A 13,763-nucleotide genomic window follows, 5' to 3' on the forward strand; every position below is an offset into this window, starting at 1 on the left:
ACCAATAAAACAAACGTCAATCATAAAAATCAGATTTTTATTCCCTTCCGTAAAAATGGCTTTTTACCAACACAACATACGCACATGACGCCCCCAGCAACGCCAATATCCACGAGATATCAAACGAAACCCATCGCCCCGCCCAGCAGCCATGAAAAAACGTTAAATCGAGAAAAGGCATCTCACAAGCTAACCCCACACCATAACTTACCAGAGCGGGAATATTAACGCGCCCATAAACGCCACCATCAGCACGAAAAAAATCTGCCACTTTATAAGAACCACGACGGAACCAATAAAAATCTAAAAGGTTAATTGCCGTCCACGGCACCAAGACGGCCATCAGCACATCCAGCAGCGATGAATAAAACCCCAAAAATGATTTGGACATAAACAATGCTATACCTAAAGCGCACAATAAGGTCGCTAAACTCACCCCTATGCGCTCTTTCCCCTGCGGCATCCACTTTGGGAAAATATTTTGCGCCAGCGTGATGGTCGACAACGTTGAACAATACATATCCATCGCACTGGCTAAAGCGATTGATAGCGTCAATGCCAAAACTACGAGCCCACCTAAAGAGCCACATAGTTGGCCAATAGCCGCAACAACCTCCATATGCGGCATCGTAGACGCCAGCAAAGCTCCTAACCCCATCGCTAACACAGAGCCGATAACCGATCCGCCATAACAGGCCCAAAAAGTCTTTAAATATGTTTCCGGCCGTGCGGGCAGATAGCGCGATGAATCTGAAACATAGGGCGCATAAGAAATCTGCCAAAGAACGGATAGAGAAAAAACCTGAAACACATGAGAAAAACTACCCGAAAGGTTCAATAAGGGCGCAATACCAGTTTGATGAACGCCGAGTAACGCACACAATACCACCGCTACCGTCGCGACAAATGCCAGCGGAGCCGAAAAAACATGAAAAACACGATAGCCAATCACACAGGGTATAAACGCAAGAGTGGCCATCAGCACAACCTCCCACGGCTGTGCCATACTTGGCATCACATAATGCAGTGCATCAGCACCCACGACAAAGTTTGAAGCCACAAAGCCGATATACATAATGATGACCATGATCACGATCGGGATAGACCCGATGGAACCAAACTGCCCACGACTTTGAATCATTTGAGGTACGCCAAGAGCAGGCCCTTGCGCGGCATGCAGAGCCATCAAAACCCCACCGACCAAATTTCCCGCACATACCGCCAGCAATGAGAGAGCGAAAGACAAATGATACACTGCCGGCCCCAACGTTCCCGTTACCACCGTCAAAAGCGTCATATTCGTACTAAACCAAATTGCGAATAGGCCACGCGCCCGTCCGTAACGCGCCCCTTCATCAATCTGACCAATCGTATTTTGCTCTATCATTGTTCCCACGCTTCACCCCCGTAGCAGGCCCATCTTCAACAAACGATTGCCCCAGAAAAAAACCCGCTAGTATGCGGGCTTTTCTTTAGACAATTAGGCAAGAAACAAATTTTATCAATAACCAACCGTCACGATAAAATTGCCAAAACCACCTTTTCCACCAAAACCATTTGCGTCACGCAACGCAGGCACTCCATGCAAACGCCAACCAACGTTAAAGGTCCACGAAACATAACGACCAACATTACTATTTAAGTCGATGCCAACGCTGGATAAATCTGCTTCATTGACAGACTGTGGAATAGTATGACGCTGCGCCACATGCCCATAATCATAAAAAACACCAACCTGCTCTTGGTCCTTCAGAGACGAACCATTTTGAGTACCCAAAATACTAAAAGCAGGTGTCCGCACTTCATTAGTCAAACTAACCCCTTGACTGCCTAAAGCCGTATCCGTCGCGTATCCACGCGAGGAATATAACCCACCCAATGCAATCTGATTACTATACATTAAGTTACTGCTCGCAAGCTGCCCTTGCGCCTGCAGCAACCAAGAGAAACCCGCCGGTAACCATGTTGTACGCGCCAAACTCAACGTATCATACACATAACGGGAGGAAGCCCCCGGTACGAGAGTTTGAAAATTCGAACTGTGGTTGCCTCCTGTTAAACCTCCAGGGCTAAAAACCAGAGTATTGCTAAAGTTTGTGTGACCATAATGATCTGTCATGGCAGCATCATAGACGATCGGAAATTGATTCACCTCAGCATTACTTCCAAACACACGCACACCACCAAACTCTAAGGTGTTATCTGTTGTTTTGAAATCATAACCAAACTGAATATCTTGTTTCACCGTTATGTTCTCGCCCAAGCGCAATGCCGGAAAATCATGAATATAACGGATACTTGCCTGTCCACTATGACCCGCTTGATTAAAATATGCCGCATACGCACCATAACGTGGATGCTCATAAGAATACGAGCCAAAAATCTGCACCCGATCATGCCATGGCAGCGGAGCCATCCAACTCACAGCATGCCCACTATATAAGTCACTGACACTATGGGTAAATTGATACGATAATGTTTGGTCTAAACCGCCTAGATTACCCCACCTTGACCATTGCCTTTCCCAGAGGCTCTAAGAGAAGCACCCGCTTCAACCTTCGTACTATAAGCGAGATGCCCACCACCAAGCCCATTCACCCCAACAGTAATATGACCACCGTTCTTTCCGGACGGCACAGCCGACCCATCGACAAAACTCCCCCCCGTGATAACTTGGCCATTCTGTCCGATCACAACACCATTGGGGTTAATCAAAAAGACACTACCAGTCGCACCTAAACGCCCCTGAATTGCAGTCGCCTGTTCGCCGGTCACACGATTTAAAGTTGCCCCAGTACCATTATTGAATTGAACAACCCGACCATTCCCAATCGAAAAGCTATGCCAGTCAATAATCCCACGAGTACTTTCTTGATGAATAGTTACTCCACCATTCACCGAAGAAATTACACCACTACCCGCAGTATAATGCCCACCGACTGGAAGGCTCTGCCCCCAAGCGACCACCGGTGTTAAAGCAGAAAATCCACCCCAAAAAAGCGCTTTTAACAATCGCACGACCGAACAACCCTAATAAATATTACTCAATGGCCGCACCTCTTATAACAATTCGATACAGTTTGAAATTGCTGAGTTTACAAAACCTTCAATCCACTCTCGATCCTCCAAGCATGCATACGCAATACTGTTTATATATCAGAGTATTTTTGCATAATTTTATCAAATAGATAGCACTATACGAGGTGAAAAGAGCGCCCCACCACCCCCACAGAAAAAACCATCTACGGAGCAGATCCTTAATAATTATTTTTCACGATGGTTCGCTCATCCCGACGACACCAAAACCACACATAACTTCCTATCACCCCATATGCCATAACAGCCAAAATACTAAAGGCGGCCTGAAAACCTATTAAATGACTTAGAACAATCCATGCTTGTGGCAAAAGAGCCCCGCCACATATCGCCATAATCAAAACAGATGAAGCGAAAGCTGTGGCCGCCCCAGAATTTCGAATGGCCAGAGGAAATAACGTTGGCCAAATCATTGCATTTGAGAAACCCAATACTGCAATAAACAGCACTGCTATATATCCCGTATTCAGCCAAGCTAAACAGGCCAAAACTATACCCAATAAGCATGTTAGAACCATGTATCGCTCTTGCGAGATAAACTTGGGTGATATCACTATGCCAGCCACATATCCCAATAACATAGACGCTAATGTTGCTGAGGTCAGAAACTTGGTCTGATCAATCGGCAGTCCAAAACCATGCCCATATGTCCCAATGGCATCACCCGCCATAACTTCAACACCGACATACAGAAAAAGAGCTACAGCCCCAAAAGCTACACGCCCGGAAAGATGACGCCCCCTCTCCGTTTGCACTGGAAGAGTTGCCTCTTTTGGCTCCGGCAAAGGTGCACAAGCCACAAGCAGCGCCGTTAAAACCAATATCCCAGCCAACCCCAAATAAGGCACGAACAATCCGTGCGTAAAAGAGCTTATAATATCTTGGCGCTTTTCCGGAAGGAGAGGTTGTTGCAACTGCTCTGAGACACGATGAATATCGTGCATTACCAAAGTACCTAAAGCAATTGGTGCTAAAATACCGGCAAATTTATTACATATTCCCATCAAGGCAATACGCTGTGCCGCACGCTCTGGCGCTCCTAACAAGCTCACATACGGATTAATCGTTACCTGCAGCAACGCTAAACCCGCACCCAAAATAAACAAGCCAGCTAAACCTTCATCAAACATTTGCCACGCAATAAAACGTGCAAATGTCACAATACCCAGCGCCATCACCAATAATGCGACCACCATCCCACGTTTCATACCACAACATGATGCAACCCATGATGCAGGCAGCGCAAAGACAACATAAGACAAATAAAATGCCGCAGGAACAAGAAAGGCACGAAAATCACTAATATGGAAAGCGACTTGTACAAAAGTAATTAATGGCCCATTTGCCCACGTAACAAAGCCCACCACAAAAAACAACAGCGCCATAAGAGCCAAAGACCATGCTGGCACAGCACGTATAGATGTCGAATTTATCATAAATAATATGACCTCAGCAGATCCAACAATTCAGTGTCATGTTTCATTTGCCACTCAATACTTGAACGACACTTCAATCCCGATGCTGCTTTGTCATCCAATAACACAAGACACTCTCTATGCATTTGCAGCGCAGACCCCGGTACAGCACTACTCAACGCCCCCTCAAGGCTCGCCGCAACAGCAGTCGCTTTGGCATCCCCCGTAGCAACCAAAACCGTCGATTTAGCTTCCAAAATAGTCCCAATACCCATCGTAATAGCACGCTTAGGAACACCTTCCGGATCACCAGAAAACATCTCGGCATTTTGCGTCAGCGTTGCCTCATCAAGCGCTACAACACGGGTGCGTGTCGTTAACCCAGATAGCGGCTCATTAAAACCAATATGCCCATTCTCCCCTAAGCCCAATAATTGCAGGTCAATCCCTCCTTTCTCCACAATTGCTCGGTCATACGCTGCAGCCTCCTGATCTGGATCCGCAGCATCTCCCGCCGGGATACGCCCCCTGCCATCAGACACCCCCACGTGGTCAAACAACTTTTCCCGCATATAATAGCTGTATGATTGTGGGTGCGTTTTGGACAAACCCACATATTCATCCAGATTAAAACTCGTGATTTTCGAAAAATCGACATCTCCACGACGATGACGCTCAGACACCCCCGCGTAAATCGCCTCCATGGTGCGCCCCGTCGCCAGACCTAATACCGCTGCAGGATTTTGTCGTACTTTTCTTATTAAAATATCGACTGCCAAACTGCACACAGAGCGCGCATCAGGCAAAATGACAACCTTCATGCGTGTATAACTCCATTTTCTTTAATAGATCATCAGTTCTTTCGATGAACACTACCAATTTTCATAGGGAGTGTTCATCGATTTTTATTTAGAAGCCCGTTGATACCGAGAATAATGCGGCAAAATTACCCCCAATCTGGTACACTGGTGCCCCTGCAGCAACAGTATTCCCATAAATCCCCTTCTGACTTACGGCTGTACCGGTCGAACTCGCAGGAATAGAACGATAAATATTATTGCCCAGATTGATAAGGTTAAGCTGCATTTTGGGGCCAATCATCGCCCCTATACGATTAAAACGATAGCCTACCGTCATATCAGAAACAACATAACCAGGAATGCTCTGATCATTCATAAAGGTTGAATACATCTTACCTTGATAACGCAGATCAAAGTTCCCGAAGAAATGCCCATCATCATACGACAAGCCAACAGACGTCGTCACAGAAGGGCTGTCTACTGCATGCTTTCCAGTCGTTGGCAAATAATCAATAACAGCCGCCCCTGCCGCGTTCGTTGCTGCTGCTGCAACATTATTATCAATCGTTGCATGCAAATACTGAGCCGAAACATATGGACTAAAGTGGTGCCATGGCCGCAGACCAACCTCTATTTGTGCGCCACGAGATGTTTGCCCACCAATATTAATGGGTTCTGCCACTAAATTATGCGTAAAAGGTATATAACCAGAAGACGTCACCTGATGGTTCGTCATGTTAGAATTAAAAAGTGAGACCTGAACATTCACACGCCCGCTATGCCGATACCCAATCTCTTCTGAAATATCATACTCAGATTTCAGCACACCCGGTTGTTCAACAGCCGTAGACGAGTTTGGATCGAATAATTGGCTGTATGATTCAACCGATTGAGGGGCTCGGAAAGACGTTGTGCCATTCACATAAACCTGATCATGCGGTGTAATCTGATAGCTCGCTGCAAACTGAGGTAAAGGCTCAAAATAATTTCCAACGGTCTTATAAGGCTCGGCCCCATAAACATTATTGGTACCCGAACGCCAAACCATTGCAGCACGAAAGCCAGCTGATAATGTCAGTTTATTATCCAATAATTTTAACGTATCCGCGATAAAAAGAGTATTTACCTGCTGCTTAAAGTTCAAATTAAAGCCCGATAAAATTGTACCCGTCTGCGGTACAAAAATTGGATAACTGCCATACAAATTAGCCGCTTTCCCTTGTGAATTCACCGGCGTAAATGTTTCCACTTCTTGATGCGTCGTCCACGAATACCAATAACCAAACGTCACATTGTTATTACCATGCGTCCATGAGACCGAAGAATTAATAGCCGACGAACTTTGATCCCATGGGTCAACACTCGCCGTTGTTAACGTGTTACCCATGACATAAGGCTGATTAAGATTACCATATTGCAGCGTGCCATTATATCCGCCAGATGCTGGGATATTTTCGCCATTCACTGCAGGGCCATGCTGATGCACAAAATAAGGCGTCACATTCAAATGCACTTCATCAGAGAGCGTAAAATGCATCGGCAGAACAACGTCTAACGCATTAAATCCTGAAAAATTCAGCTTATAGTAACTCGGGTCGCCCGGCGTATAATGAGGAGAATAATAGACAGATGCCTTCGACTGCTCCCACTGCGCTGCAGTCGGCATCACCCACGCTGTCTGTTGCTGCTTATTATAACCAAAAATGGCCGTAATAGAGTTATCATCGCCCCACTCTTTGATGAATTTTGCATCGATATGATAACGTTTCAATCCGCCTGGCCCGCGCCAATTATTATTGGACAAATGCGAGAAAGAAACAAAACCACGTATACCGCTTTGACCAATATCTCCCGTCTCTAAACGCAAAAACTCTTTATTCGCACTATGCGTCCCTCCCATAGCACTCACAAAACCCCCAGCATGATGGCTAGGATTAAGAGCCGTGGCGGAAATTTCACCGCCCGTCGCATTAAATAACGGTGCATTCAAGTCTGGAGATCCCTGACTTACTGTCACGGATGCGAGATTCTCAGTATCAACCAACATTGACGTGTATGGTTCATAGTTAATCGGATCCGCTAACGGGGCACCTTCAAACAAATAACCAATTTGGCTTTCGTTAAAACCACGCATCGTCAGAGTATCCCCCGTTACACCCAAGGGGTCTTGACTGGCAAAAGTCACGCCCGGCAAGTTTGCAACCATCGATGATACATTGCCAGTTGGAGCCTGCTTCGCAATAAAATCCCGTGTCACGCCACTTTGTGAACGAGGCGCTGTTTGGTGCGGCATCAACCCGCCCCCCGGTGTAGTATTACTCACACCATCCGCATTACGCTTAACGCCAGAAACGCTAATTTCTTCTACCTGCGGCACCGCAGGCCCCAACACAGAGCCTTCTATCACATGAGTATGTTTCTTAACGCTCTCACGCACCACACGAGACTTTGCGGTAAGGGGTTGCGCGCTCACGCCATCACACAACAGCATTGCGGTGGAGCACAAAAGAAAAAGGCGTTTTTTCCCAAACATCATCACAGACCCCCACTAAAATTTTGCCCCACATACGCAGAGCCAACACTACGTGAGTGACGGAACACGTCGATTCATTCCGACATCAACACAATATAATTATTTAATATACAACACATTCCAGCACCGCAATAATTCAGTTAATAAATAAACTACCCTTTCGATAAGGCCTCTCGCATGGCTCTAATTTGCCCCGCATCAACCACACACGACGTCTCCCCAAACCCAAATTCCCGCGGCACATTATCCCACGGCCTTTGAGCCCTACGACAAGAAGCATGAACGGCCTCTAGAGCACATTGGTCGATTAAAGCAGCAACATTACTGGCCGCCACCCCAGACCCAGCCATAATCTGGATACGCCCAGCAGCGGCTTGGACCAATTGCGCCAATTGCTGCCTACCATCCCACGCTTTTACAGCATGACCAGATGTTAAAATACGCGAAAAACCCAATTGAATAGCTTGCTCTAACGCCTTGAATGGATCTGGCGTAAGGTCAAAAACACGATGCAAAGTCAGGTCCAAACCATCCGCCCGTGCAATTAAACGCTCTAATTGCACAGTATTTAACGTATGATCCCGCTGCGCAGAACCGAGAACCACTCCCGCCAGTCCCGCAGCACGAGCCGCGTCAATATCCTCTAACATTACCTCTTCTTCCGCCGCAGAATAAACAAATCCTCCAGCACGAGGCCGTATCATTGCCAGCACAGGCACCGCAGAACACCGCGCGGCACGCATCAAACCATATGATGGCGTCACTCCCCCGACTGAAAGCGGCCCACATAACTCAATGCGGTCGACCCCCGCCCCCTGAGCAGACCGTAACCCTTCCACCGTATCAACACACACTTCGAGTTCAACACTTCCCAAGCAAGCCATACTCGCCTCCTTACTCTGGGTCACAACCATGAAGAAAACGATATGCAGCAAGACTTGCCGCTCCCACGGCAAATGCATCAGCATATAGATCACGTAATGTTAACGCGACCTGCCGCCCTGCACGCCTCAAAACATGTCGTTCCATTTCCTGGCGCAAAACAATTCCAAATAAACCCGCTCGTAAAGACGCCGGCAAAACAACAATAACCTCTTCAGGATCAAGCATTTGCACCATTTGCGCCAAGGCCAGACCTAGTGCTCCAGCGCCCCGATGCAATATCTTCAAAGCACCAGGGTCTCCCTTCATGGCAATATCGCTTAATAACTCGATTGTCTCTGGGAGCCCCGCCATGCGGGCCGCCCCCTGCATCGCCTCCAACGAGGAGATCGTTTCCAAACACCCTCGATTACCACAGCGGCAAGGCAATGCATCCGCCGCGTCAAGCACCAAAGGAGAATGTGCTATTTCCCCCGCCCCACCATGAGCTCCATGCTGCAAACGCCCCCCCATCACATGGCCAGAGCCCACACCATCCGCTAAACACACAAGACTAAAATGTGTCCGCTCAGCATGCTCACCAAACAGCAATTCCCCTAGAGCAAGTACGTTGGCATCATTTTCCAACCTAACCGGAAGACCTGTACGCTCCGACAAAGGGTCAGCAACATTTACATCTTTCCAACCAAAAACTATCGACGCTAAACAAATCCGACGATCACGCGACACAAACCCTGGCTGTGCCACTCCAATGCCCATAACAGGCCCAGCTCCCTCAGGCATGTCTGCACAGAACTGATGCACAACTTCAGCCAGAGCATCGCAACATACCTCAACATCTAGATAACGAGGGAGATGAACACTCCGCAGCACATCCCCTCGTAAGTCAGTCAACACAACGCGTACCGGATCACTTTGCAATGACACGCCGATTAAGCTCGCTGCATTCGCTTTCAAACATAGCCGTACCGCTGGACGCCCTTGCCGCCGTATCAACTCTTTTTCTTCTACCCACCCACGCTCTAACAAATCCCGCACAATAGCCGTCATTCCGGCTTTACTGATTGTTAAACGCGCTGCCAAATCACTTCGGCTCATGGGACCTCCCCGCGCCAGGGATGATAGAACACGATGATGTCCATTGGAGAGCATATACAATCACCACAAAATTTCGATATCGAATTAATTCAATTGATAAACCAAATTCATGTCAATATAGACTAAAAAAGAAAAATGTTATGCGCGACCTATAACGCCATACAATAAGGACACGCCCATTCATGCAACCGCGTATTTTATGTGCCGATATCGGCGGCTCTTTTATCGACTTTGCTGTTCTCAACACGGAAAATTCTGTCATCTATCGAAACAAAATACCAACCCCAACGCATAACCAAAAAGACTTTCTACAGACCCTTATCGCCTTAACAGCCCCTTATCCCCAACTTCCCCTGCACATCGCTATGGCAGGCACACAAGAGCCAAAAACGGGTCGGCTATTAGCCGCCAATATCCCATGCATGGATGGAACCCTCTTCACACCCTTACTCACCGAGCACCTAAAGCGCCCCATACGCGTTGCAAATGATGCTGATTGTTTCGCTATGGGAGAAGCCCATTTTGGCGCCGGACAAGGACATGAAAACGTCTTTGGCATCATTCTTGGCACCGGTGTAGGTGGCGGCATGATTTGGCAAGGACAACTCATTATTGGCGGCGAAGGCGTCTCTGGCGAATGGGGGCACGCTCCTATTATTCCACACCTCCCGCATCTCAAACACAGCACACCATGCTTTCAGTGCGGATGCGGCCAATGGGGCTGCCTCGATACTTTCGGAAGCGCACGCGGCTTGGAACGCCTTCACCAATGGCACGGCTTTCCTCCACTCGACAGTCGTAAGATCGTTCAAGCGTGGGAAGCCGGCGAGAGAAATGCCGCAACAACCCTCACAACGTATCTCACCTATACATCCGCCGCTCTCGCCATGGTTATCAATACAACTGGCGCAACGATTGTTCCTGTCGGTGGTGGCTTGTCCAATGCGCGTGCACTCATCCACGCACTTGACCTAGCCGTTAGGAAACGCATTCTCCGCAAACAAACAACACCACTCGTCATTCCCGGCACTCTAGGGCAAGACGCTGCCCTACTCGGTGCCTCCGCTCTGTCTTAAACGCCACAGATCTTTTTATCATAACATCCGGAGCCCAATCATGCACATCGATGGCCATCTCGTTACCCCTAACGGTATTCAACCCGGCGTCTTAGAAATACAAGAAGGCCGCATCACGCATATCGAAGCAAAATCCAACGTTAAAGACCGCTACATTCTCCCTGGTTTTATCGATTTACACGTTCATGGCGGCGATAATGCCGACGCTATGGACGGTGCGGCAGCCGTCGCCCGTATGGGACGCTTTCACCTAAATCACGGCACCACCACACTTTACCCGACGACCATTACTCGCCCATGGGCCGAAATTATGGATGCACTAAAAGGCATTCAACACGTCACCCGTCACGGCATCACAAACGGCCCCGACATCCCCGGCGCACATTTGGAAGGCCCCTTCATCAACCCCAAACGCCTCGGCGCTCAGCCTCCCTTTGCCATTCCTCCGACTGAACGTGAACTCAACGATATTCTCGCCCTAGACACTGTTCGCCTCACCACTATTGCTCCAGAATGTTGCAGTGATGAGGCTATTCTTACCATGGCTCAACACGGTATCCGCATGAGTATCGGCCATACATGTGCCACATGCGAGCAGTGCCAACACATGATGCGTATAGCGCGTACAAAAAATGGTATTATCAGCGGAACGCACCTCTTTAATGCCATGCCTGAAGTGCAAGGCCGCAACCCCGGCCCAGTCGGCGCCCTCCTCGCAGACGATACTGCCTTCATGGAACTCATTTTTGACACGCATCACGTACACCCCACCAGTTTCACCATGGTGCGTAAAGCTGCCAGTGACCGCCTGATGCTCGTTACAGACGCAATGCGTGCAACAGGCTGCCCCGATGGGGTTAGCTCTCTCGGCGGGCAAGATGTTTTGGTACAAAATGGAATGGCACGCATGGGCACAGATGGCTCAGGCAACTTAGCAGGTAGCATTTTAACACTAGACCAAGCCCTTAAAAATGCCTGCTTACACGGTGCCTCACTGACAGAAGCATCCCATATGCTCTCCACAACCCCAGCCCGTTATATGGGTTTAAACGATCGTGGCAGCTTAAGCATTGGTATGCGCGCTGACATTGTCAGCCTAGATGAAGACTATAACCTCACAAATGTATGGTCCGCAGCCAGTTTATAACTGGCTGACAGCACACTAAGAACAAACATCCAAAAGTAATTTACCATTCAAAATAATGATAAGGACTGAAACAATCCAAGATACAATAGAAAGCGTTTTAGAAATAACAAATTCTCCCATTTTACGCTTACTCGAAACAAATAAAACTAAGGGAACAACAGCAAAAGGCAACTGCATAGACAAAACAATTTGGCTAAATATTAACAACTCTCCTACGCCACTATCACCATACAAAGCCGTCACAACAATAACTGGGAATAGTGCCAAACTCCGCGTCAATAAACGCCGCGCCCAATGAGGCATACGCAGCCCCAAAAAACCTTCCATAACAATCTGTCCGGCTAATGTCCCGGTAATCGTTGAGTTTGTTCCCGCCGCCAATAGAGCAATTGCGAATAACGTTGACGCAATACCAAACCCCAAAATAGGAGACAGCAAATGATACGCCTCTCCTATTTCCGTAATACCTTGATGGGCCGTACCATGGAAAGCGACTGCTGCCACGATTAAAATCGCCGCATTAATAAAGAGCGCCAACATCAAGGCAATCGTACTATCCCACGTTGCCCAACGTATAGCATCTTTACGCCCCAAAGACGTACGCTCGAAATCACGCGTTTGTACAAGAGACGAATGAAGATAGAGATTATGAGGCATAACGGTGGCCCCAATAATACCAATAGCAATATAGAGAAGATGCTTATTTTTTATAATATCAAAATCTGGCACAAAACCTTTAGCTATACTAAGCAATGGTGGAGCGGCCGCTACCAACTGAACCGCGAAACACACTGCTATGATACTTAAAAGTGTTATAATAAATGCTTCAATATAGCGAAAACCACGATTCATCAAAAATAAAACTAAAAATGCATCTAACGCTGATATTAAAGCCCCAAAGATCAACGGTATTCCAAATAAAAGCTGCAGGGCAACAGCTGTCCCGATCACTTCCGCCAAATCACACGCAATGATTGCTAACTCACATGCCAGCCACAAAACGATATTAATAGAAGACGGAAAATAAGCACGACAAGCCTGTGCCAAGTCACGACCAGTCGCAATACCTAACCGCGCAGACAATGCCTGCAGCAAAATTGCCATCAAATTAGACAGCATAATAACAACCAGGAGCGTATAACCGAACTGCGCCCCACCCTGTAGATCGGTCGCCCAATTTCCCGGGTCCATATAGCCAACCGAAACCATATAGCCCGGACCTACAAATGCTATAAAACGCCGGAGCCACGACACACGACCAGACGGCACATGCACACTAGCAAACCCCTCAGGACGACGGTCACTGTCTTTTGCCAAAGCCCCTACAGAGGGTTTCTCAACCTGTTCAACAATAGGCACAACAATTTCTGGATGGTCATGATGAGTATTAGACATAGCCGGAGACTAGAACGTATTAACGCAAAACATGCAATGCTACTTAGAACACATAACCAAAGCTCCAGAATAAAACTATGATACGTCCATACTTGAGGGAGGTTGGCGTCTCTGGGACACCTCTCAAAGAGCACATTCGGTCAATTGAAAAGCCGTCAGGCAGAAAGTGAGGAACAAACTGACCGGCGCCCCTTCTCCTTCTCCTTAGCTGCTTAGGGGCATTGAGCTTGAGGGTAAGTTGGCAACCTGATCATTTGGGAGCACAAACGCGTGCATCCGCATGGGATCGGAGTGATCCGTGCGGTTGAAGGCGGTAAAGAG

11 protein-coding genes are annotated in these 13,763 nt (G+C 47.8%); 2 read left to right on the forward strand and 9 right to left on the reverse strand.

The annotated features are described in order from the left end of the window. Positions 1-37: 37 nt before the first annotated feature. The 8 genes from KB213_RS11630 to KB213_RS11665 all read right to left on the reverse strand — a co-directional run bounded on the left by KB213_RS11630 (position 38) and on the right by KB213_RS11665 (position 9,878). Positions 38-1,387, reverse strand: coding sequence for a purine-cytosine permease family protein (locus KB213_RS11630; RefSeq protein ID WP_249110555.1), 1,350 nt, complete (start codon positions 1,385-1,387; stop codon positions 38-40). 114 nt (positions 1,388-1,501) lie between these two features. Then, positions 1,502-2,416 carry a ShlB/FhaC/HecB family hemolysin secretion/activation protein gene (locus KB213_RS11635; protein WP_249110556.1) on the reverse strand — a complete coding sequence of 305 codons (915 nt, stop codon included), beginning with the start codon at positions 2,414-2,416 and terminating at the stop codon, positions 1,502-1,504. A 77-nt stretch (positions 2,417-2,493) separates the two neighbouring features. Next, positions 2,494-3,018, reverse strand: coding sequence for a two-partner secretion domain-containing protein (locus KB213_RS11640; RefSeq protein WP_211683332.1), 525 nt, complete (start codon positions 3,016-3,018; stop codon positions 2,494-2,496). Positions 3,019-3,257: 239 nt separating this feature from the next. Further along, positions 3,258-4,481 (reverse strand): glucose/galactose MFS transporter, encoded by a 1,224-nt coding sequence (gluP, locus tag KB213_RS11645; protein WP_249110552.1) that lies wholly within the window; start codon positions 4,479-4,481, stop codon positions 3,258-3,260. Between the two features lie 47 nt (positions 4,482-4,528). Then, entirely contained in the window at positions 4,529-5,332 is an 804-nt protein-coding gene (gene nagB, locus KB213_RS11650) for a glucosamine-6-phosphate deaminase (RefSeq protein ID WP_211683336.1), read from the reverse strand. An 88-nt stretch (positions 5,333-5,420) separates the two neighbouring features. After that, the gene (locus KB213_RS11655) at positions 5,421-7,847 is read right to left on the reverse strand and encodes a TonB-dependent receptor (protein ID WP_249110553.1); all 2,427 of its coding nucleotides are present in this window, start codon (positions 7,845-7,847) and stop codon (positions 5,421-5,423) included. Between the two features lie 149 nt (positions 7,848-7,996). After that, positions 7,997-8,728, reverse strand: a complete 732-nt coding sequence (locus KB213_RS11660) for a copper homeostasis protein CutC (RefSeq protein ID WP_211683338.1) — start codon at positions 8,726-8,728, stop codon at positions 7,997-7,999. A gap of 10 nt (positions 8,729-8,738) precedes the next feature. Beyond that, positions 8,739-9,878, reverse strand: a complete 1,140-nt coding sequence (locus KB213_RS11665) for an ROK family transcriptional regulator (RefSeq protein WP_211683359.1) — start codon at positions 9,876-9,878, stop codon at positions 8,739-8,741. A gap of 128 nt (positions 9,879-10,006) precedes the next feature. Between KB213_RS11665 and KB213_RS11670 the strand changes: the two genes are divergently transcribed. Further along, positions 10,007-10,900: an ROK family protein gene (locus KB213_RS11670; protein WP_211683360.1), complete on the forward strand. Its 894-nt coding sequence runs from the start codon at positions 10,007-10,009 to the stop codon at positions 10,898-10,900. 40 nt (positions 10,901-10,940) lie between these two features. Beyond that, a complete protein-coding gene (nagA, locus tag KB213_RS11675; protein WP_211683362.1) occupies positions 10,941-12,047 on the forward strand; it encodes an N-acetylglucosamine-6-phosphate deacetylase in 1,107 nt (368 codons plus the stop codon). Positions 12,048-12,062: 15 nt separating this feature from the next. On the opposite strand, the gene KB213_RS11680 is transcribed toward nagA, so the two are convergent. Beyond that, positions 12,063-13,442 (reverse strand): Nramp family divalent metal transporter, encoded by a 1,380-nt coding sequence (locus KB213_RS11680; RefSeq protein ID WP_211683364.1) that lies wholly within the window; start codon positions 13,440-13,442, stop codon positions 12,063-12,065. Positions 13,443-13,763: the final 321 nt, after the last annotated feature.

The sequence above is a fragment of the Neokomagataea anthophila genome (assembly GCF_018122595.1).
GTDB lineage: Bacteria > Pseudomonadota > Alphaproteobacteria > Acetobacterales > Acetobacteraceae > Gluconobacter > Gluconobacter anthophilus.